The organism is Novosphingobium sp. RL4 (genome assembly GCF_035658495.1).
Classification (GTDB): domain Bacteria; phylum Pseudomonadota; class Alphaproteobacteria; order Sphingomonadales; family Sphingomonadaceae; genus Novosphingobium.
In genome coordinates, this window is record NZ_CP141945.1 from 608,884 (window position 1) to 631,312 (window position 22,429).

Below are 22,429 nucleotides of genomic sequence, written 5' to 3' on the forward strand. Positions count from 1 at the left end.
GGAATTGAGAGCGAAGCGCCGCCGCTCTACTCATATGCCGTCCTGTCAAGCCTGCCGGTTGCGCGCAACAAGGCGGCCTCGGCCACCAGCACGTCGGACCGGGCCAGGGCGACAGCAAGCTGTGCGGCGCGGAAGCTCTGATCCGCAACGAGAATGTCGATCGTAGAACGCAGGCCGAAGCCATATTCCGCGCGGACGCCCTTGAGCGCGAGATCGGCGGCGGAGAGCCCTTCGCCATTGGCGCGAAGCCTGCCCTGTGCCGCCTTCAACATGGCCCAGGCCGTGTCCGCGCGGCGCACGGCTTCGCGCTCAGCCGCATCGGCCTGAAACCGCTCTGCCCGATTGTTTGCCTCGGCCTGCCGCACGCGCGAGGAGACGAGACCGCCCGTGAGCAAGGGCACCCGCAGTGTCATCCCGACAGAGGCGGCGCCTTCGAAATCGCGCAGGTTCCCGCCGGCCAGCCTTCCGCCGCGCCCGTAAGCCCCGCCAAGATCGACGGAAGGCGCGCCTTCCGCCCGCGCCCGATCAATTCGCGCGGTCGAGGCTTCCACCGCAAGGCGCTGCTGGAGCAGCAGGGGATTGGCCGCTTCCGCCGCCCGGCGCGCATCGTCGTTGCTGGCGGGCAGCGCGGCCGGCGATGGGACATCGGCCGTCAGCACGCCCGCGTCACGTCCCACGGCCGCGCGATAGGTCGCCGCCGCCGTGGCAAGCGCGCCTTCGGCATCGGCAAGGTTGGCGATGACGGTGGAACGCTGTGCTTCGAGCTGCGCGACGTCGGTGCGCGTCGCCTGCCCGAGATCGTAGCGAGCGCGGGTTTCGGCGACCTGGGTATCCAGCCGCTCGATGCCGACGCGGGCCACTTCCACCGCCTGCTGGTTGTAGAGCAGCGCGGCATAAGCAGCGACGACGCCTTGCAGGATCGCCGCTGCAGTGTCGCGCAGTCCTTCCTCCCCGGCGGCGACATCCCCGTTCGCCGCGCGCACCGCCGAAGAAACCCGGCCACCGGTCCAGACCGGCAGGGCCAGGTTCGCGGTCAGCGATCCTGCCCTGCCATAGCCCTGCCGGTCGTAGCCGGCATCGCCATCGACCGACACCGTGGGCCGGGCGAGTGCCCGCTCCTGTTCAGGCGTTTCGGCAAGGGCTTCCTGCCGGGCGCGGGCGGCGGCAAGCTGCGGGTTGGTCTCGTAAGCGGCGGCTATCGCCTCGCCGAGGGTTTCGGCCGAAGCCGGAGAGGCGAGCAGCAAGGCGGACACGGCCCACGCCGATCCTCTTTGCATGGCCCTATTCATGGCGCAGCGCCCACGCCGGAGCCGCACGGCTGGCCCGCAGCGATTGGCCCAGTACCGTCAGGATCGCGATCACCGTTGCCAGCAGGCTGCCACCGATGAAGAAGAGCGGCGAAAGCGCGATGCGGTCGTCGAAGCCGGCCAGCCATGTCCGCATCGCCACGAAGGCAAGCGGCCATGCCAGCAGGTTGGCCAGCAGCACGGGGCGCAGGAACTGGCCGACCAGCAGCCTGGCGATATCGCCGGAGGATGCCCCAAGGGTCTTGCGGATGCCGATTTCCTTGATCCGCATCTGGGTGTTGTAGGACGCCAGCCCCCATAGCCCGACGCAGCCGATCAGCACGGCAAGGCCCGCGCCAATGGCGAAGAGCCGCGTCGCGCGGTCGTCCGCCTCATAGAACTTGCCAAGCTGAGTGTCGGCGGTTTCCGCCTCGAACGGCACTTGCGGCACGGTGCGTTGCCAGATCGCGCGCACGGCATCCATCGTCACGCGCGGATCGCCGGCGAAGCGGATCGAGGCGACTGTCGTGTAGGCCTTTTCCGGCTCGCTGTAATAGACGTAGTAGCTGGCGCTGTTGGGTTCGCGCGGCGAGAAGAAGCGCATGTCCTCGACCACGCCGATGATCGTGCGTGGGCGATTGCCACCGACAGTCTTGCCAATGGCATCCTCTGGCGAGCGGAAGCCGAGCGTCGATACCGCGCGGCGGTTGATGACGATGTTGCGTTGCTGCCCGTCGGTGCGGGAAAGCGCATCGTCGTCGCGGTGGCTCTCGTCGAACACCCGGCCGGCAAGGATTCGGGTGCCGTGAACCTTGAAGAAATCGAGCCCGACGATCATCCAGCGCAGCGAAGGCCCGTCTCCGGCGCGCCCCGGCAGGGGCACGTTATCGGCGTTGTTCTCGCCGCTGCCGCCCACCGCATTGTTGCCGAGCGCGGCGGCACGAACCGAAGGCAGTTCGCGGATCGCCGCCACGACCGCGCGCGTTTGTGCGGTGGCGACAAGGCTGTCGCGGGTGGAGAGCACCACCATCAGCCCCTCTCGCTGGAAGCCGAGATCGGATTGCCGGACATGGCGGGTCTGCGCGACCAGCACGCCGGTGCCGACCATGAAGGCGATGGCAAGGCCGAACTGGAGCACGACCAGCCCCTCCCGAACGCGGGTTCCCACGCGGCCGCCGCCGGGCGAACGGGCAGAAGCCAGCACACTCGCAGCCGGGTATCCGGAAAGCAGCAGCGCCGGATAGAAGCCCGCCAGCAGGCCGACGACGAGCGTCAGCACCACCAGCGCGGGAACGACCAGCGCATAGGGGATCGACAGCGTCAGGCCGCCGGCGGCATTGACCAGCGGCAGGCTCAGTTCGGCCAGAATGAGCCCCAGCAGGGCCGCGACGCCGACCGTCAGCATGGCTTCGGACAGGAACTGCCGCACCAGCGCAAGCCGGTCCGCGCCGAGCACCTTGCGCATGGCGACTTCACGGGCACGCAGATTGGCGCGTGCCGTTGCCAGATTGACGTAGTTCACGGTGGCCACCAGCAGCGTCAGAAGTCCTACGATCGCAAGCGTGACGACGGTGATCTTCTGGCTGGCGCTGGCCTGCCCTTCCGGTTCCAGATGCATGCGGGCAAGCGGCAGCAGCGAGATTTGCTGCGTCTTCCAGGCATCCTTGCCCAGATCGGCAAGGCCCCGCCGGTTCACGAAAGGCGGCAGCTTCTGTTCGAAAGCGCGCGCGGCCTCCGGCGTGTCGAACCGCAGGAACGTCTGGAGCGAGGAACTGCCCCAATGAAACCACTGCGGCACAGGCGGCGTGGTGGGCATCGGCACCAGCAGCGACAGCTTGAAATCGGTATTCCTGGGCAGATCACGGAAAACCCCGGCGACGCGGTAATTGATGGTCTTGTCCATCGCTATCGTCAGGGTCTGGCCGATCGGATCGCTTGTCCCGAAATACCGGCGGGCCAGGGTTTCGCTGATCAGCACGCTGGTGGGCTGGCGCAGCGCCGTGCCGCTGCCGCGCACCATCGGCAGGTCGAACACGTCGAAAAACGCGGGATCGACTTGCGCGACATCGACCGACGCGGCAACGCCGCCACGAATGACGACGCCGCCGTTCCTGCCGCCCCGGATGCGGGTGCCGACAAGGCCGGGAAAGTCCTCGCGCATCTGTTCGAGCAGGCCGCTCATCGTATAGGGATAGGCACCGTTGAACGGGCTTTCCGGCAGGTTCCACACGGTCTGCACCACATAGATGCCCTCATGCCGGGGCAGCCACTTCTCGTAGCTGGTTTCGAACCGGGCGTAGAGCCCCAGGACGAGGAACACCGCGATCCCCACCGCCAGCCCGCCGACATTGAGCGCGGCATAGAGCTTGTGGCGGGTGAGCGAGCGGTAGAGCGAAAGCAAGGCGAAGCGGTTCATCCCCGGCCCCTCAGATCGAGCGCATGGCCGAGGCGACGATGCGCCCGTCGAGCATGTCGATGCGGCGTCTGGCCATGTCGGCATGGCTGGGCGAGTGCGTGACCATGACGATGGTCGCGCCTTCGTCGTTCAGCGCCTGGAGGATGTTCATCACCTGCTCGCCATTGGCGGTATCGAGGTTGCCGGTCGGTTCGTCCGCAAGGATCAGCCGGGGATCGCCAACGATGGCGCGGGCGATCGCCGCGCGCTGCTGCTGGCCGCCCGAAAGCTGGTGCGGAAAGTGACGCGCGCGGTGCGCGATGCCGACCTTGTCCATCGCCGCCGAAACCCGCGCGCGGCGATCCCCGCCGTTGCTGCGGTAGGCAAGGCCGAGGGCCACGTTCTCCTCGATGGTCAGTTCATCGATCAAATTGAAGCTCTGAAACACGAAGCCGAGCGTGGAGCCGCGAAACTTCGCCAGGTCCTTCTCGCCCATCGCCGCCAGATCCCGATCGCCGAACAGGTAGCGCCCGCCCGTGGGCCGGTCGACCGTGCCGAGCGTGTTGAGCAGGGTGGACTTGCCGCAGCCCGATGGCCCCATGATGGCAAGGAATTCCCCGGCGGCCACCTCAAGGTCGATATCGCGAAGGGCCGTCGTTTCCACTTCGTCGGAAACGTAGCGGCGCTGGATCTTTTCCAGTCGGATCATGAGAATGGCTCCCTGTTAGCGGATATTGAGGATGTCGCCGGTGACCGACGAGGTGTTGGAGGTGACGATGCGCTCGCCCGGCTGGAGGCCGGAGAGGATCTCCACCTGTTCGGGATTGCGGCGGCCGGTCTTCACGGCGCGGCGGCGGGCATGGGCGCCATCGGCGTCGAGCACGAAGACCGAGGAACCGCCGCCCGCTTCCAGCCAGCCGCCGACAGGGGCGACCAGCGCAGGCGCGGTGCTGCCAAGCGTGATGCGGATGTCGAGCGTCTGCCCGCGATTGAGCCCGGCGGGCGGCGCGCCCGCAAAATCCAGTTCGGTGCGGAAACGCCCATCCTTCACGGCGGGCAGGACTTTCGAAACAGTCAGGCGGGCGCCATCGGCAATGGCCGTCTGCCCCACGGCGACGCGGCGCAGGTAATATTCGTCGACATCGGCGGTCAGCTTCCACGAACCTTCGCTGTCGACCTGCCCGGCCGGATCGCCCGGTTTGAGCGCCTGTCCGGGCTGGATCGTGAAATTGGTGAGGCGGCCGCCCATCGGCGCGCGGATCGTCAGCGCATCGAGGCTGGCGCGCACGGCCGCAAGATTGCTTTCGAGACGGCTGCGGGTGTCACCAAGCCGCGCGCCTTGCGTGGCGGTGATGCCCGCCTCGCGCGCGCTGCCCGATTGCAACTGGGCCAGCCGCTTCTGCTGGTAGGCGGCCTCTTCGGCATAGCTGCGCACACCGGCATCGGAGAGATAGCCCTGATCGTAAAGCTGCTGGCGGATAGCCAGTTCGCGGCGGGCCTTGATGAGATCGTAATTGGCCTGCGCAACCTGCCCGGCGCGGTCGATGCGGTTGCGCTCGATGCCGAGGTTCTCCCCCGCAACGCCGCCAAGCTGGCTGGCGATCTGCGCCTCGCGGGTCAGCACGTCGAGCCGCAGTTCGGGATTGGCGAGCGAGGCCAGCGGCTGGCCTTCGGAAACCATGGCGCCGTCCTGCACCAGCAGCTTCTCGACCTGCCCGCCCGAAAGCACGCCGACCAGCGTGGTGACTTTCGGCGCAACCGCCGCGCGCACCGGCAGATAGTCGGCGAAAGGCGCGCGGCTTACTATGCCGGTCTCGATCTGGGCAGCGGCGATATCGGTCGATCCGCTGGCCGGCAGCAGCCGCCAGAGCAGCACGGCGGCCACCGCGACGCCGGCAATCGCCAGAACGGCGGGCCGCCGCCATAGCGGCGCGCGGCGGCGCTCGACTTTGCGATCCATCTCCGCGCCGGGGGAAACGGTTGCATGTACGGGCTGTTCGGTCATCATGGGAACAGTGTCACCCATGTCCGCCGGAAAGCCTAAACCTCAATGAATGCTGGAGTTTTTGAAGATGCCGGTCCCAGTGACCGTCCGGCCGCGGACACACTGTCCGCAAATGGACAGTCAGGCGCCTTGTCAAGCGACGGTACGATTCTCCTGATCGACGACAACCCTGCCGTGGCGGGGGCCATGGAAATCGCATTTCGCCTGGCCGGGCGGCGGCTCGATACGGCCAGCGGCCCGGAAGAGGCATTGTCGCGCCTTGCCAGCCGGCGGTTCGATGCCATCCTGCTCGACATGAATTTCACGCCCGGCCAGTCCAACGGGGAGGAAGGACTGGCCTTGCTCTCGCGGATCATGGCGGACGATCCGGCGGCCTGCGTCGTCGTCATCACGGCGCACAGCGGCATCCGGATCGCGGTGGCGGCCATGCAGGCCGGAGCGCGGGACTTTGCGATGAAGCCATGGCGAAACAGCGAACTGGTGGCCAAAGTGGAGGCCGCTATCGCGCGGGACGCCCCTGCCGCCCCGGTTCCGACCTCGATGCCGCCCGAAGCGGAGCCTGTCCGGCTGCTCGGCGAAAGCGCGGCGATGCAGGCCCTGCGCGAACTGGTTCGCCGCGTGGCCCCCACCCCAGCCGGGGTGACGGTGACCGGGGCATCCGGCAGCGGGCGCACGCTCACGGCGCTGGCCGTCCATGCGGCGTCCGGGCGGGGCGAGGAGGAGCCCCCCAGGATCGACCTGCGCGACGACGGCGCATGGGTTCGCCTTCAGGACAGCACCGGCACGGTAATCCTGCGTCACCCCGACAAGCTGGGCGAAGTGGCGCAGGCTCGCCTGTTGGATCGTCTGCCGTCAGCCGTGCGCTGCATCGCGATCGCCGACGATCTCGCCACCCTGTCACCGGCGCTGCGGCGCCGCATCGCCACCGTCGAAATCGCGGTGCCGCCACTCGTCCGGCGGGAAGGCGACGGCATCCTGCTGGCGCGGCACTTTGCGCGCCGGGCCGCGGAGCGCTTTGGCCGTCCCCCGCCCCGGCTGACGGCGGCGGCCGAAGAGGCAGTCCGCTCGACCGTGTGGGACGATGAAGTGCGCGGACTGGCGCTGGCCATCGAACGCGCGGTGCTGCTGGCGGAGGACGGAACGGTCGATGCGGCGGCACTGGCATTACCGATGGCGCCGGTTGCCGCCGGTTCCCCGGATGCCAGCTTCGACCTTACCGACGCCGAGAAAGCGATGATCGAGGCGGCTTTGCGCGAACATCGGCACAATGTGACTCATGCCGCCGCCGCGCTGGGCCTCAGCCGGGGCGCGCTCTATCGTCGCATGGCGCGCTATGGGCTTTAGGCTGGGCGCCATCCCTTCCGGGATCGGGCTCGCCCTGAGCGGTGCGGTGGCGACCGAGGCCTGGCATCGGGGCATGTGGGGCACGCTGACCGGCGCCGCCCTGCTCGCGGTCTGGATCGTCCTGATCCGCGCCTGGCGCTCGGGAACGGAACGGGTGCCCGCTGCACAAGCCGTTCTGCCCGCGCCGCCGGAAATCGGCTCGCATCGTATGCTGCTCGATGCCGCGCCCACCCCGATGCTCGCGATACAGGGGAACAATGCACATGCCCTCAACCGTGCGGCGCGCAAGCTCTTCGCGACGGACGACAGGGTTCTGCCCGTGCCGCCCGCGCTGGCCGATGGCCAGGCCAGCCATTTCCGCCATCAGGGACGCAGCTGGCGGATAGACAGGGTTCTGCTGGCAGCCGAAAGCCGCACCGTGGTCACGCTGATCGACATCGAGCAGGAAGAACGCGCGGCGGAAGCGCGGGCGACCGCCGAAATGATACAGGTGCTCGGCCACGAACTGCTGAACGGCCTGGCGCCGATCGTCTCGCTGGCGGACAGCGGCCTTGCCGCGATCGACAGCCCCGCGCCCGACACGCAGCTGCTTCGCGAGATCCTCGGCACATTGACCCGGCAGGCGGAAGGCCTTCAACGTTTCGTCGAAGCCTACCGCATTCTGGCGCGCCTGCCTGCTCCGCAACTCCGCTCCATCCCGGTTGAGCAGCTCATCGAAGACCTTACGCGCCTTTGCGCCGGGCGCTGGCCGCAGGTCGCGATTTCTGTGGACGTCAAGGAAGGCCCTTCCCGGCTGATGGACCGCGACCAGATCAGCCAGGCCCTGTGGGCGCTGATCCAGAACGCAGCGGAGGCCGCAACCGCCGATCGCGGCGCGGACGCCCGGATCGAACTGGTCGTGCGCCATCGGGATCAGGGGCTGGCCTTCGAAGTCCGCGACAACGGCAACGGCATCCCGCCCGAACACGAGGCGCTGGTGTTCCGGGCATTCCACACGACCAAGCCCGAAGGCACCGGAATCGGCCTCAGCCTCGCTCGCCAGATCGCGCATGCCCATGGCGGGACACTCTCGACCTGGCGTAGCGATCAGACGATATTCTGCCTGATCTTGCCGGACTAGAACCGCCCTCGCAGCGTACATCGGCCCGGCGCCGGATTCCGGCCGGGCGATAGCCCGGTCCGAGCTTGGTCCCCTCCATTTCCCTGAAGTGGATGTTCCGCTGGACCGGCCACCTGCTTCATCCCCCCGCCGGGCCACAGAGCCTTGTCAGATCGCTCACCATGACGAGGGCGACCGTGAATCAGGGATTTAAAATGACGGAACAGCTTCTTCGCGCGCGCCGCCGGCCTTTCCTGGCCGGCACCGCGCTTCTTGCCCTGTGCACAGCGGCCACGCCGGCCCTTGCCCAGACGGGCGCGCAAACTTCTTCGGCCGATGCGGACAAGACCGGCGACATCGTCGTCACCGGATCGCGCATCGACCGCCCGGGCTACGAATCGCCCACCCCGCTGCTCCACATGACCCAGGCCGACCTCGACGTGGTCAGCCGTACCAACGTCGGCGCCGCGCTGGCCGATCTCCCGCAGTTCAAGGCCTCGCAGTCGCCCCAGACCTCGGGCACCAATGCGCAGGCCGGCCGCTTCCCGATCAACATCCGCGGCCTCGGCGAGACACGCTCGCTCGTTCTCGTCGACGGACGCCGGCTGGTCAGCGACAACGATCTGAACACCGTGCCTTCGATCATGGTCAAGAGCGTGGACATCGTCACCGGCGGCGCTTCAGCGGCCTGGGGTTCCGATGCCGTCGCCGGCGTCGTGAACATGATCATCGACAGCGATTACGAAGGCGTGCGCCTCGGCGCCGAGGGCGGCTTGTCCTCACGCGGGGACGCGGGCCAGGTGAAGTTCGAGGGCAAGTACGGCACCGCCTTCGCGGGGGGCCGTGGCCATCTGGTGATCGGCGGCGAATACCTCGACAACAAGGGCATCCTCAAGAAGACCGACCGCAAGAACACCGGCCGTTTCGCCACCATCAGCAACACGCTGACCCCCGATGTCGGCCTGGCCACCCGCCTGATCGGCGGCTACATCACCTCGGGCGTGCTCAAGGGCTATGGCTTCAACCCTGACGGCAGCCTGCGCACGCCCGATATCGGCACCGTAGTCGGCACCAACATGGTCGGCGGCGAAGGCCCGTCTGATGACGAACGCAGCCCGCTCATCACGCCGCAGCAGCGCTACACCCTGATGGCCAAGACATCGTTCGAGCTGACCGACACGCTCAAGCTCAGCGCGGACCTGCGCTATTCGCGCTACTACAACAGCTACACCTGGTTCGGCGACCACACCGGCAGCGTTACCATCAAGTCCGACAACGCCTTCCTGAACGACGACATCAGGCAGATGCTGGCGGATGCGGATCAGGGCAGCTTCACCATGGCCCGCTACAACGCGGACCTGTCGTACAGCACCATCAACCTCGACCGCCGCAGCATCCAGGGCACGCTCGCGCTCGACGGCAGCTTCGGTGACGGGCGGTGGCGCTACGGGGCCTATTACAGCCACGGCCAGTACCGCAACAAGATCAACACCCCGGGCTTCCTGATCACCCAGAACTTCAACAATGCGGTGGACGCGGTGATCGACCCGGCCACCGGCGAGGCGGTCTGCCGTTCCGGCGCGGCGGGCTGCGTGCCGATCGACCTGTTCGGCGAAGGCGCGCCCTCGCAGGAAGCGATCGACTACGTGACCGGCACGCCGCGCCTGAACAGCCTCAACAAGATCGACACTTACGGCGTCTCGCTGCGCGGCGAGCCGTTCGACCTTCCGGCCGGGCCGGTCTCGATCGCGATCGGCGCCGAAGGGCGCAACCTGTCCACCGTGTCGAAGGTCGGCGAACTCGATGCCGCCAAGGCCTTCACCTCGTTCTGGTTCAACTCGCTGCGCGGCAAGTACGACGTCAAGGAAGCCTTCGCCGAAGTGGTGGTGCCGGTGATCCGCGACGTGCCCGTACTGCGCAAGCTGGAACTGAACGGCGCCGTGCGCGCATCGGACTACAGCACCAGCGGCACGGTATGGTCGTGGAAACTGGGCGCCACCAACGAATTCCTGCCCGGCGTGATCGGCCGCGTCACCCGCTCGCGAGACATCCGCGCACCCAACGTCAGCGAACTCTACACGAACCAGACGGTCAGCAACGTCAACATCGTCGATCCGCGCTACACCGATGACGGCAGCCGCAGCGTGGTCGTCTATGGCGGCGGCAACCCTTCGCTGAAGCCCGAAAAGTCGGACACCTGGACGGCCGGCATCACCACCGCCCCGCTGCACGGCCTGACTGCCTCGATCGACTATTTCAACATCGCGATCAGGGATGTCATCACCAGCATCAGCGCGCAAGTGCTGATCGATCGCTGCGATGGCGGCAACACCAGCCTGTGCGACTATATCACCCGTGACAGTACCGACCGCATCACCAGCGTCGCGTCGTCCTCGGTCAACCTGTCCGAGTTCAAGAGCGACGGCGTGGACGCCGAAGTGGCCTATACGCTGCCGGTCAACAACGATGCCAACGGCCGCTTCAACTTCCGGCTGGTGGGCACCTGGGTGAACCACTTCACCACCGACGATGGCGTAACCAAGGTCGAATACGTGAAATCGCAAGGCTATGCCTTCGTCAACGGCGTGCCGCGCATCCGCGCCAATGCCTCGGTCGGCTATGCCAGCGACGGCTTCAGCGGCATGGTGCGCGCACGCTACATCTCGGCCGGCTACTGGAACCGCACCAGCACCGCGCTGACCAACAACCGCATCCCCGCCTATGCCTATGTCGACCTGCAACTGAGCCAGAAGGTTCCCTTCGGCGACGGCGGCAAGCATTTCGAGATCTACGGCAACGTGTCGAACCTGTTCGACAAGGACCCGCCGCTCTACTCGACCTTCTCGCCGTATTACGACGTGATCGGACGATACATGACGGTCGGCGCGCGTCTGGAGTTCTGAAGAACGCCCGGCGGCAAAAAGGAAAGGCGGCGGGTTTCACACCCGCCGCCTTTTTTTGGCCTGTAGCATCGAAAGTCAGGGATTGAAGCGGCGCATCCATTCCACCAGCACCGGGTCATGGTGCGAGGCAATTATATGCGAGAGAACCTCGGGCCGTTCGTCCTGCCCCAGCTTGAAAATGCCCGTGCACGAACGGATTTCCGCGCGAAAGCCGATGATCGCATCTGCCAGTCGGGAATAGCGCCCGCCCAGTTCCTCCTTGCTCCACGGCTCCGGGCGGCATCGTTCCATCTCGTCTATCAGGATCTCCAGCGCAGGCCCGGTCAGTGCATCGTCGAAGCGCAGGTCTGCGGTAATCTTCAGTTGCACATAGTTCCAGGTGGGCGCCCAGTCGCGAAGGCCCGCGTGCTCGGGCGAAACGTAGCCCTGCGGCCCGGTGAACAGCACATGGGCGGCAGAACGCGCGCGCAAGGCGCGGTGGAGCGGATTGTGCCGGGCCATGTGCCCGATCAGTGCAGTCAGCTGCCCCTGTTCATCATATTCGCCCACGAGCGGCAGCAGCGATGCCTGAACCTCATTCCCACCGGCCCATGACTGCACCCAGGCGAGCGGGTACCGTTCGATCAGGAAACGGACGTCCTGCGGGCCATAGGCCGCGAATGATTCATTCAAAGCGCTGCTCCTCGTGCACGCGGCGATAGATACCGCGCCGATCCGTGCAGTGGGTCAGGCACTGGTCCATCTCAAGGTCCAGTATCGTCAAAAAGCGGGGTCCAGAATGGCGGATGGTCCCAGGCCCCTCCGGGGCCTTCCGCCCAGGCAAAAGGCTCAGTACTCGAACGAGGCGGCGTTGCCCTGTGCTTCCTCGAAGGCGGCCGCCGTCTTCATGGCCAGCGCGACCTCGCTTCCGGACATGCCGGCGAACCACGGCGCGGCCTTCGGCTTGCGGCGCGGCCATTGTTCGTCCAGCGTGGCGGCGTCGTAGAGACGGCCGTTCTGCATCACCAGCTCCAGCGAACGCGTGTTGCGAATGTCGGCCAGCGGGTCCTTGTCCAGCACCAACAGGTCGGCCAGCTTGCCCGGCTCGATCGAACCGAGATCGAGCGCCCGCCCGATCACCTGGGCCGAGCCGATCGTCGCCGCCTGAAGGATCTGCGCAGGACTGGCCCCGCCCGATGCCATCGCCTCCAGTTCCCAGTGATAGCTCAGCCCCTGGACAATGCCATGAGCGCCGACGCCCAGCAGACCGCCCGCGCTGCCGATGTCGCTCGCCTGCCGGGCGAACAGGGCGAACCCCTGCCCGTCCGCGCGATTCCACTGCGCGGAATCCCGTTTTGCCGCGAACGCGAACTCGGGCACGAAGCGGGCAAGCTTGCTGTCGAAGTCGTCCTGATGCCCGGCCACCATCGCGCCCAGCGGCCCCGGCGCACCGTAGAGCACCAGCATCGTGGGCACCGTGGCGATCCGCGAACGCACCAGCATCTGGATCATGTCGTCATGGATCGGCGCGATCGGCAGGCTGTGCTCGTTGCCGGCATAACCGTCGAGCATCTGCGTCAGATCAAGGCGATAGTCGCTCGCGCCTTCCGTCGTCGGCATCAGGCCCAGCGCCTGCGCCCCCTCGATCAGATGCCGCCGCTCGGCCCGGTCGCCGACCATGTACTCCTTGATGTTCGGCGTGCGGTAATAATCCGAATAGCGCCGCAGCGTGGCGATGGCCTCTTCGCGATCGCCCATCGGGCTGGTGCGGAACACGCCCTCTCCGGTCGAGAAGGCGCGCTGCCCGATCATGAGCCCGGCGTCGATCATGTCCGCATAGCCGAACACGTCGGGGTCGAAGGTCTGCACGTCGAGACCGGCGGTCACGCCGTAGGCGAGGTTGGCGGCGAAATCCCAGTGCCCGATGTCGAGGATACGGCGGCGTGTCTCGAACCAGTGGGCGTGAGCGTCGATGAAGCCGGGCACGATGAACTTGCCCGTCACATCGCGCACCTCGGTGCCGTTAGGTACCTTCAAGGTGCCTTTAGGTCCTATGCCGGCGATGCGATTATCGACGATAAGCAGGTCGGCATCGTCGATGACCTCCGCCCCCTTCATCGTGGCGACCCGCGCGCCGCGCAACAGCAGCCTGCCCCTCGGAACGTCGCGCGGCAGTTGCACGTCCATCAGCGCACTGCGCGCCCGCGCCTCGACGGCAGCCGGTTTCCCGCTTTCGGCGGCGCCCAGAGCCAGTTGCCGCACCGTCGAGCCCACCGACCATACCAGCGAGCGCATGTCCGGCGCCCAGTCCATATAGTCCGCCCCGATCGCCGTAATCCGCCGCGCACCGGACGCCGGATCGCTCACCGTGACGGTCGGCGCCTCGCCCTGCTTCGCCTCCGGCACCGGGACGAGGTACAGCTGCGAGGCATAACGGACCAGCGCGGTTCGGCCATCCGCGCTGAGCTGCGCGTTCTTCAGCGGCGCGGGCGCGTCGAAATACTGGCTGTCGGGCCGCGCGACCAGCTTGACCAGATGGCGGGCCGCGTCCCCAGCCGATGCTGCGCCGTCAACCGGGTGCGAGGAAATCCAGCCATCGGCATAGTAGCGCACCCGCCCCGGATCAGCATCGCGCCGCAGGTCCATCGCCGCCCCGACACTGCCGAGCGAGGTCATCACGCCCCCGTCGGCCGGCACGCGCACCAGCGAGGAAGGCATCGGCCCAAGGCTCTCGGCGGAGCGGTAGAGCCGGTCGTGCTGGCTGGCGCTGAAGGCCACCACGTCCCGGTTGCCCGCCAGAAACAGCGGTTCCGAGTAATAGGCCGCCTGCGACGTGATGCGGCGCGGCGCGGTCCTGCCATCGGCCGCCGCGACCCAGATATGGCCTGCGTCCTTCGCGGTCCAGGTAACGTAAGTGACAAAACGGCCATCGTCCGACCAGCTCGGCTGCCATGCGGAACCGGGCACCTCAAGGCGCCGGGGCTTGGCGCCCTTGCGGTTCTCGGCAATGTAGAGACGGCCCAGGGCGCCGAACACCACGCGCTTGCCGTCCGGCGAAAGACGCGGCGTCTGGATCACGCGGACATGGACGGGGCCCTGATCGATGCGGTGCTGGCGCCGCAGGTCCGGCCCCATCTCGTGCCGGACGTGCGCCTCGAAGGGGATGTCCGCCAGCGACCCGCTCGCGATGTCGAGCCGCTTCAGACCGCCGCCCTGCCCAAGGTATATGCTGCGATCGTCGGCGGAAAACACCATGCGGGGCAGCAGGTCCACATAGTATCCGCCGGACTGGCCGTCCGGGTCCAGCGGACCATGAACCACGCGGTCCGAGCCGTCCTCAAGGTCTCGTAGATGCAGGACGGTCTGCTGGCCCTCATGCGTGGCATAGGCCAGCAAACGGCCGTCATGCGACAGTGCCGGGCGCATGGCACCGCCGGGCGTGGTCATGAAAGCCTGCTGCTGGCGGGTCGCCAGATCGAAGCGCACGATCGTCCAGTGCGGCAGCGCCCCGCTGGTCCATGTGGTTCCCGCCTTGGTGGCGTAGTACAGGCTCCTGCCGTCGGGCGAGGCGACCACGCCCATCGCATTGCGCCGCTCCGGGTGAGGATCATCGCCGTTCGGCTGCGCCTTGACCAGCACTTCGCGAGCACCGCTCGCCACGTCGAACGACAGCAGCTCGAACGCCAGCACACCCCAGATCATGCGCGACACGTAAAGCGTCCTTCCATCTGGCGACCATGCCGGCGAGCCGTAGTGCGGCGCCCCGCTCTCGTCTTTCGACACGCGGCGAGCGTTGCTGCCGTCGGCATCCGCGATCCACAGGTTGTCACGCCCGTCACGATCGCTGACGAAGGCGATATGGCGGCCGTCCGGCGAAAACACCGGCTGGGTGTCGAAGGCGGCGCCGGTCATCATCGGCCGGGCCCTCCCCCCTTGCACGGGGAGGGCATAGATATCGCCGAGCAAGTCGAACAGGATGGTGTTGCCATCCGGCGCGACATCAAGCGCGGGCCAGGTGACTTGCCGGGTATCGTATTCGATCACCCGCCCGGTCAACGGCGGTAACGTATCCGCCCAAGCCGCCGGGCTTGCAAGCAGCGCCGCGGCCGTCACGATCGCCGAATTCGCCAACCACCTGTTCACCGCATCACCTTTCACGTCATAAATCGGGGCACATTCCATTGCGGTCCGGGCACCGCCCGCAAAACATCCAGTTTGCATCCGGCGAGGGGACCATTGCCGGCGTGCCGGATCGGCCGGTCAGACCGTGCTGAGGAGCAGGCTGGTCTCGCTGTTGAGCACCCCGTCGATCATGCGCACCTGCCGCAGCACGCGATCGAAATCCGAGAGGCTCGCCGCACGGATGTCGGCGACCAGATCCCAGCTACCGTTGGTTGTGTGCAGGGTGCGAATCTCGACGATCCCCCGCAGCTTGCGGATGACCTCGGTCGTCGATTTTCCCGTGATTTCGATCAGCATCACCGCACGGACCGACAAGTCGTCGTAATCGTCCCGGACGCGGATGGTGAAACCCAGCAACGTCCCGGTATCGACCATCCGGTCCAGACGGCTCTGCACGGTGCCGCGCGCCACACCCAGGGCATCCGCCATCCTGGACAGGGACGCGCGCCCGTCCACCCGCAGATAACTGATTATGCGCCGATCGAGATCATCGGGGATGAATTTTGCAGACACCACGCAGCAGCACTTTCATTCATGCAATTTGCCTAATTGGACTATAAAAATTCTCCAAAATTGGGCGAATTGCAAGGCAACCTTGCCATTTATACCAACAGCGTGCCGCCTTACGATCCGTCCGGATCACTTCCCAAAGGACAGAATTCATGGCCCCGCCTCCTTCCCCCCTCGCCTTCATTCCCTTCGTCAGCGTCGAGAACATGATGCGCCTGGTGCATCATTTAGGGATCGAGACCATGCTGCGTGAACTCGCCGACGCGATCGAGGCGGACTATCTGCGCTGGCCCATGTTCGAAAAGACCGCCCGGCTGGCCTCCCATTCGGACGAAGGCGTGATCGAACTGATGCCGACTTCGGATGGAGAGGCTTTCGCCTTCAAGTACGTGAACGGTCACCCGAGCAACATCGCCAGGGGCCTGCAGACGGTTGCCGCGTTCGGCCTGCTGGCGCGCGTCGACACCGGCTACCCATTGCTCCTGGCCGAGATGACCCTGCTAACGGCCCTGCGCACCGCCGCGACTTCGGCGATGGTCGCGCGCAAGCTCGCCCCGGCGGACTCGCGCGTCATGGCAATGATCGGCAACGGCGCGCAGGCGGAATTCCAGGCGCTGGCGATGAAGGCCATTGTCGGCATCGAGGAAGTGCGCCTGTTCGATATCGACCCCGCCGCCACCCGCAAGGTCGCGCTCAATCTGGAAGGGTCCGGTCTCGGCGTAGTCTCCTGCGAAACCTCGCAGGAGGCGATCGAGGGCGCGCAGATCGTGACGACCTGCACCGCCGACAAGGCCTATGCCACGATCCTTTCCGACAACATGGTCGGCGCCGGCATCCACATCAACGCCATCGGCGGAGACTGCCCCGGCAAGACCGAACTGCACAAGGACATCCTGTCGCGCGCCTCGACTTTCGTCGAATTCGAGCCCCAGACCCGCATCGAAGGCGAGATCCAGCAGATGGAAGCTTCCTATCCCGTGACCGAGTTCTGGAAGGTCCTGAACGGCGAGGCGCCGGGACGTGCCGATGCCCGGCAGATCACCCTGTTCGACAGCGTCGGTTTCGCGGTGGAGGACTTTTCGGCGCTGCGCTATGTACTGGGCAAGCTGGAAGGCACGCAATTCTTCCAGCAGTTGGACATCCTTGCCGATCCCGACGATCCCCGTGACCTGTTCGGCATGCTTCAGCGCGCCGCCGCCTGACGGGGAAAGCACGCGCCTGGACCCGCACTTCAATGTGATATTGGACCTTTACGGCTCCAATATCACGGCGAAGAAGCGGCCGCGTTCGATACTGGAGAATGAGAATGGGCGATACGATCCTCGAACGCGTGACCATGGACCGCAGGACGGTTCTGGCAGCGACCCCCGTGGTGCTTGCCGCCGGCACCACGCCCGCTCTCGCCGGAGCGCGGCCGAACGGCTCGGGTCCGGGCGATATCGTCACGATGACCGCAACCGACCTTTCCGCCGCGATCCATCGGCGCGATCTCTCCAGCCGTGAAGTGATGGCCGCGCATCTGGCCCATATCGACAAGCTGAACCCGCGTTTCAATGCCATCGTCTCGCGCGTGGATGGCGATGTGCTGCTGCGACAGGCGGCAGCGATGGACGAGGATGCCGCCGCCGGCCGCTTCCACGGTCCTCTTCATGGGTTCCCGCATGCCGTGAAGGACACCGCCCCGGTCAAGGGCATACGCACGACGCAAGGATCGCCGCTCCTGCGCGGCAATATCCCGACCGCCGACAGCCTCGTGGTGGCGCGGATGCGTCAGGCCGGCGCCGTGTTCATCGGCAAGACCAACGTTCCCGAATTCGCCTTGGGCTCGCACAGTTTCAACCCCGTGTTCGGGACCACCCACAATGCCTATGCCCACGGCCGTGCGGCCGGTGGCAGCACCGGCGGCGGCGCGGTCGCGCTGGCACTGCGGATGGTGCCTGTGACCGATGGCAGCGACTTCGGCGGCTCGCTGCGGAACCCGCCCGGCTGGAACAATGTCTTCGGCCTGCGCCCCTCGTTCGGCCGCGTCCCCTCAGTCCCCAACACCGACTTTTTCTGGCAGAACTTCGCGACATCGGGGCCGCTTGGCCGCACGGTGGCGGATCTCTCCATGCTGCTTTCGGTCCAGGCGGGTGGCGACAGGAGATCACCGTTCTCGCTTGGCGACGATCCCGCCATGTTCGCGCGGCCGCTTGACCGGGACTGGAAGGGCGGCAGGATCGGCTGGCTGGGCGATCTCGACGGCGCCTTGCCGATGGAAGCGGGCATCCTCGACACATGCGCCAGGGCGCTCAAGGCCTTCGAGGCGATCGGCATGAAGGTAGAGGCGGCCAGGCTTGCCGAACGGGCGCCAGATATGTGGCGCACGGCGAAGATACTACGTCAGTGGTCGGTCGGTGCCGATCTCCAGGCGTTCTACGACGATCCGGCCAAGCGCGCGCAGATGAAGCCCGAGGCGATCTGGGAAGTAGAGGGCGGCATGAAGCTGACAGGCCCGCAACTGGCCGAGGCATCTGCCGGGCGAACCCGCATCTATCAGGCCTTCGACGCCGCCTTCGAACATTTCGACTTCCTTGTCCTGCCCACCGCGCAAGTCTTCCCTTTCGACGTCAAGGAGCGCTGGCCCACGCAGATCGCGGGGAAGCCGATGGACAGCTACCACCGCTGGATGGAAGTCACCCTGCCCGCGACGATGGCCGGATTGCCTGCACTCGCCGTTCCCGCGGGCTTCGGCGGCGCACTGAAGCTTCCCATCGGCCTCCAGATCATCGGGAAGCGACACGACGACCTGGGCGTTCTTCAGGTGGGTCACGCTTACGAGAAGGCATCCCCCTGGATCGCCTCCACGCCGCCGCCGGCACTGCACGGCAGAGGCTGATAATCCCGGGCCATCATCGAAGTCGTGGACACGTTCGCTGCCAGCGGTGGCAGCAAGCTCAGCGGCGCTGATGATTTCCGAGCACCTGCATGATGAGCGGGCGAATGCGGCTTCGAACGCCCTCTCCCGCTCATCATGTTTACGGATGCTTATCTCACGGATCGCGCAGGTTTGCGGAAACGCGTGCGAAAATCGGTGAGGTCGATCGTGAAATCGTCCGCCTTCATATATTCCTCATCTGTCAACTTGGGCTTTTCATCGGCCTTGTACCACTTGGCATAGTCAGACGCGTCCACGCTATTGACCTTGTAATGCGTCGAATAGGTTCGCACTTTCACCTGCGGCACCTTCAGGGCGAGGTCGAAAGTCATCAGGCGCAACCAGCCGTCGCCGATTCCCATGCCTGGCTCCAGCTTTGCCCCGGCATCCTTGGCAGTCTGCGCACGGTCCTGATAGTCTGCCAGCACCTGGTAGACCGGATGGCCGAATTTATTGAAGTCCGTGCGGAAGGCTTGCGCGTGTTCGTGTCCGCAGAGCACCATGAATATCTGATCATGCTGACTGAGGAGCTTGTCCCAAATCATCTGGGGGCTGTTATCCTCCGGATCGGCGGCTGCGTTGTCGATGATCGGATTGGCCAGACGTTCGCCGGCGGTGTCCAGGAAGTCATGCATCGAAACGATGGTCGGCAGGCCGGGATATCTGGCGATCACGTCCGCCGCCCACTTCAGCGAGGCATTGGGTGCATCGAACTGCAGGCCGATGTGCAGGAAGCGATAGCCGCCGGCCGTGAAAATCTGCGCACTGTCGGCACCGTCGTCATGGCTGGCGACATACCACGACTGGTCCTTGAAGTACTGCGACTGGTCCGAGAAGACCTTCTTCCAGTTCGACAGGCCACCCGAATGCAGCATGCCTACATCCGCCGCGCTGCGGACCTGCGCGGCCGGCGGATGGTTCCAATCCGTCCACATCGCATCATAGTCGTGATTGCCCGGCACGACCGAGAACGGCACTTTGCCCGCAATCATGTCCCAGCCCTGGCGGACTGTCGGCATTTCGACAGTGTGGACCTTCTCGGTCGGCGCGAAGTGGGCATCCATCATCGGGTTGGGGGCGCGCTTGAAGCCACGAGCCGCGTGGGCCGGATCGATCATGAGCGACTGGTGCTGCCAGTTGTCGCCCAGACCGTCCACGAAAGCGATATCGCCGCCGGCGCTCTTCAGGTTGGCGGCGACAAAGGCCATCTGGTCGAGGAACATCTTGCTGGCGTCGAATGCAAAGCCCTCACCGGTCTGGTGGGTGTAGTCGACATAGTTCTGCGTATCGGGGATTACCGCGATGGTGAAGCTGTCGTCGGCCTTGTCTGCGGCTGTCGCAGGCGCGCAAGCAAGCGCCACACCGGTAAGGCAAGTGCAAAGGGCGAGCAGGCGGGAAAGCGTTTTCATGATTCCATGGCTCCGAGAGATGTCAGGAAAGGTCAGAACGAGAAGCGCAGCGTCGCGCCGTAAGTCGCCGGATCGCCGAAGAAGGCAACGTAAGTGCCCGGCAGGACCGAGCCGTAGTTGAAGTAATTGGTGGCGTACTTCTTGTCCGTGACGTTGCGGCCCCAGACCGAAAGATCCCAGTTGTCGTCGATGCGCACGCCCGCACGCAGGTTCAGCAGCCCGTAACCGCCAGTGCGGGTGAGCGCGGAATCGTCAAGCGAACCGAAGTATCTAGAACGATAGGAGAATTCGGCGCTGGCATAGCCGATGAGGCGGGAGGCGATTTCATGCTCGTAGGAGCCGTTGATACCGGCCGTCCACTTCGGAGCACCCGCAATCGGGCGGCCCGAGAGGTCGCAGGTCGCCTGTCCGGTCGTTTCGACAGGGCATGGGCCTTCGGTGTACTCGCGGTACTTGGCGTCATTGTAGGCGACGAAGCCATGGAGCGTGAATCCCCGTATCGGGCGCAACGTCGCTTCGGCTTCCACACCCTGCGTGCGGGCACTGCCGGCGTTCGTCAGAAGCTGCACGACCTGATCGTTCACCTCCATCAGGACGTTGGCCTGATAATTGCGGATATCGGTGCGGAACACATCAAGGTTGACGGTTAGCGCATGGTTGAGGAAGTCGCCCTTGATGCCGGCTTCATAACTGGTCGCCGTTTCCGGCTTCACTTTAAGCGCGTCGGCGCCAAGCCCTGAAGGCGGCAGCGTGGTGTTGAGACCGCCCGCCTTCTGCCCGCGCGAAACCAGCGCATAGACCATCACTTCAGGGTTGAAGCGGTAGTCGGTGCTGAACAGGAACGAAGGCGCCGTGTTGGAAATGCGCGCATGGATCGGTCCTGCCGCCTGCGAGGCGAGCGCAGCGACAGGATCGCCGGTCGCGGTGCTGACCGGCACCGGGCGGGTCACGTCTTCCTGCTTGGTTTCGTAAGTGACACGCAGGCCGCCAGTCACGTTCCAGTTCGGCGTCACATGCCAGTTGACCTGACCGAAGCCGGCGATGCTGTTGGTTTCCGGCGCGGCATGCGTATCCCAGCGCGTGCCGTTGTAGGCCAGCAGGGTCGCCAGCGCCGCCGAGTAAGGAGCATAGGCCTTGATCGTCGCGGTGGGCATGCCCGCCAGCCACGCCGCCGCATCCTCGCCATAGGAGACGTACTGCGTCGTATCGACCTTCTGATAGAAGTAATAGATACCCGCCACCGCATCGACGTTGCCCATGCGCGGGAAGGCCAGACGGACTTCCTGCGTAAACTGGTCGTTCTTGATGTGATAACCGCCGTACATGACATCGGCGCTGCTGCCTTCGGTGTCCGAGGCGCTGTCGTATTGCCAATAGCGATAGGCGGTGAGCGACGTCAGCGTGAAGCCACTGCCGAAGTTCCAGTTGATTTCGGCGGAGCCCGCTCCCTGACGGGTGCCAGTGCTGTATGGGCCGGCGGCAGCGGTGGTAAGACCATCCGGATCAATCGCGAGCGTGGCGCCGGTGGCGTCCAGCTTGGTCTGGATAGCGGATGGGGTAAGACCCCAGCTCGGGATCACAGTGACCGCCCCCGAACTTTGCTGCTCGCGCGCATATTCACCGATCAGCCGGATGCTGAGATCGGCGGAAGGTTTGTAGAGAAGCTGCAAACGCGCACCGCGCCGCCCAAGATCGCTGACCTTGTCGCCGTTGGTGATGTTCTTGACGATACCGTTGCGCGTGGTGTCATAGCCGGTCAGGCGGAAAGCGAGATTGTCGCTGATCGGGCCGGTGACGGTGCCCTGGTACTGCTGGTAGTTGAAGCGCCCGTTCGTCACTGCCCCTCGGCCACCCCAATCGAACTGCGGCAGTTCGGTGGTGATGTTGACAGCGCCTGCGGTCGTATTCTTGCCGAACAGCGTTCCCTGGGGACCGCGCAGCACTTCGACTTGCGCAATGTCGATCAAGTCGCTCGCCGCCATGCCCGGACGGCCCAGGTAGATGCCGTCGATGAAGACACCCGCGCTGTTCTCCAGCCCGTCGCTGCCCGGATTGTTGCCGATGCCGCGGATCGAGATGCTGGTCTGGTGACCGTTGGTGACGACGACATTGGTGCTGGGGACGAGCTGGTTGAGGTCCTCCAACCGGATATGGTCATTGCGGCGCAGGTCCTCCGCGCCAATGGCGGTGATGGCGAGCGGAACGTCCCCGATCTTTTCCTTCACCTTGCGGGCGGTGACGACGATGGCGTCGCCGGACCCATCTTCCGCCGGGAGGGACTGTGCAGGAACCTCCCCGGCATGGGCATGCCCGGCGCTGAGCGCCAGAACGCTTGAGAACAAGGCGAATTTTCCGATCACGACCCGAATCCCTTATTTACAATTCCGAAATACGATACGG

Annotated in this window: 14 protein-coding genes; 5 read left to right on the forward strand and 9 right to left on the reverse strand. The window is 65.7% G+C overall.

Going from position 1 to position 22,429, the window contains the following annotated elements; all coding sequences use genetic code 11:
- Positions 1 to 26 precede the first annotated feature (26 nt).
- The 4 genes from U9J33_RS19860 to U9J33_RS19875 are packed head-to-tail and all read right to left on the reverse strand — an operon-like array spanning position 27 to position 5,707.
- Positions 27 to 1,253, reverse strand: a complete 1,227-nt coding sequence (locus tag U9J33_RS19860; protein WP_324699777.1) for a TolC family outer membrane protein — start codon at positions 1,251 to 1,253, stop codon at positions 27 to 29.
- A 28-nt stretch (positions 1,254 to 1,281) separates the two neighbouring features.
- On the reverse strand, positions 1,282 to 3,702 hold the full coding sequence (locus tag U9J33_RS19865) for an ABC transporter permease (protein ID WP_185999928.1): 2,421 nt from the start codon (positions 3,700 to 3,702) through the stop codon (positions 1,282 to 1,284).
- 10 nt (positions 3,703 to 3,712) lie between these two features.
- Positions 3,713 to 4,390, reverse strand: coding sequence for an ABC transporter ATP-binding protein (locus tag U9J33_RS19870; RefSeq protein WP_185999929.1), 678 nt, complete (start codon positions 4,388 to 4,390; stop codon positions 3,713 to 3,715).
- 15 nt (positions 4,391 to 4,405) lie between these two features.
- Positions 4,406 to 5,707, reverse strand: a complete 1,302-nt coding sequence (locus tag U9J33_RS19875; protein WP_324699778.1) for an efflux RND transporter periplasmic adaptor subunit — start codon at positions 5,705 to 5,707, stop codon at positions 4,406 to 4,408.
- Positions 5,708 to 5,815: 108 nt separating this feature from the next.
- Between U9J33_RS19875 and U9J33_RS19880 the strand changes: the two genes are divergently transcribed.
- The 3 genes from U9J33_RS19880 (at position 5,816) to U9J33_RS19890 (ending at position 11,032) form a co-directional block, all read left to right on the forward strand.
- On the forward strand, positions 5,816 to 7,030 hold the full coding sequence (locus U9J33_RS19880; protein ID WP_185999930.1) for a sigma-54-dependent transcriptional regulator: 1,215 nt from the start codon (positions 5,816 to 5,818) through the stop codon (positions 7,028 to 7,030).
- A complete protein-coding gene (locus U9J33_RS19885; RefSeq protein ID WP_185999931.1) occupies positions 7,020 to 8,150 on the forward strand; it encodes a sensor histidine kinase in 1,131 nt (376 codons plus the stop codon). Before U9J33_RS19880 ends, U9J33_RS19885 begins: the two co-directional genes overlap by 11 nt.
- Positions 8,151 to 8,344: 194 nt before the next feature.
- Positions 8,345 to 11,032 carry a TonB-dependent receptor domain-containing protein gene (locus U9J33_RS19890; protein WP_185999932.1) on the forward strand — a complete coding sequence of 896 codons (2,688 nt, stop codon included), beginning with the start codon at positions 8,345 to 8,347 and terminating at the stop codon, positions 11,030 to 11,032.
- Positions 11,033 to 11,107: 75 nt separating this feature from the next.
- Here U9J33_RS19890 and U9J33_RS19895 read toward each other — a convergent pair whose 3' ends face one another.
- The 3 genes from U9J33_RS19895 to U9J33_RS19905 form a co-directional block, all read right to left on the reverse strand.
- Positions 11,108 to 11,704 carry an FMN-binding negative transcriptional regulator gene (locus tag U9J33_RS19895; RefSeq protein WP_185999933.1) on the reverse strand — a complete coding sequence of 199 codons (597 nt, stop codon included), beginning with the start codon at positions 11,702 to 11,704 and terminating at the stop codon, positions 11,108 to 11,110.
- A gap of 156 nt (positions 11,705 to 11,860) precedes the next feature.
- Positions 11,861 to 15,154, reverse strand: coding sequence for an amidohydrolase family protein (locus U9J33_RS19900; protein WP_324699780.1), 3,294 nt, complete (start codon positions 15,152 to 15,154; stop codon positions 11,861 to 11,863).
- A gap of 117 nt (positions 15,155 to 15,271) precedes the next feature.
- On the reverse strand, positions 15,272 to 15,709 hold the full coding sequence (locus U9J33_RS19905; RefSeq protein ID WP_185999935.1) for an Lrp/AsnC family transcriptional regulator: 438 nt from the start codon (positions 15,707 to 15,709) through the stop codon (positions 15,272 to 15,274).
- Positions 15,710 to 15,855: 146 nt separating this feature from the next.
- On the opposite strand from U9J33_RS19905, the gene U9J33_RS19910 reads away from it, so the two are divergent.
- Both U9J33_RS19910 and U9J33_RS19915 read left to right on the forward strand, forming a co-directional pair.
- Positions 15,856 to 16,905 carry an ornithine cyclodeaminase gene (locus U9J33_RS19910; protein ID WP_185999936.1) on the forward strand — a complete coding sequence of 350 codons (1,050 nt, stop codon included), beginning with the start codon at positions 15,856 to 15,858 and terminating at the stop codon, positions 16,903 to 16,905.
- A 104-nt stretch (positions 16,906 to 17,009) separates the two neighbouring features.
- On the forward strand, positions 17,010 to 18,581 hold the full coding sequence (locus U9J33_RS19915; RefSeq protein ID WP_185999937.1) for an amidase: 1,572 nt from the start codon (positions 17,010 to 17,012) through the stop codon (positions 18,579 to 18,581).
- Positions 18,582 to 18,730: 149 nt separating this feature from the next.
- Here U9J33_RS19915 and U9J33_RS19920 read toward each other — a convergent pair whose 3' ends face one another.
- Positions 18,731 to 20,029 carry a metallophosphoesterase gene (locus tag U9J33_RS19920; protein WP_324699781.1) on the reverse strand — a complete coding sequence of 433 codons (1,299 nt, stop codon included), beginning with the start codon at positions 20,027 to 20,029 and terminating at the stop codon, positions 18,731 to 18,733.
- 32 nt (positions 20,030 to 20,061) lie between these two features.
- Positions 20,062 to 22,389 carry a TonB-dependent receptor gene (locus U9J33_RS19925; RefSeq protein WP_185999939.1) on the reverse strand — a complete coding sequence of 776 codons (2,328 nt, stop codon included), beginning with the start codon at positions 22,387 to 22,389 and terminating at the stop codon, positions 20,062 to 20,064.
- Positions 22,390 to 22,429: the final 40 nt, after the last annotated feature.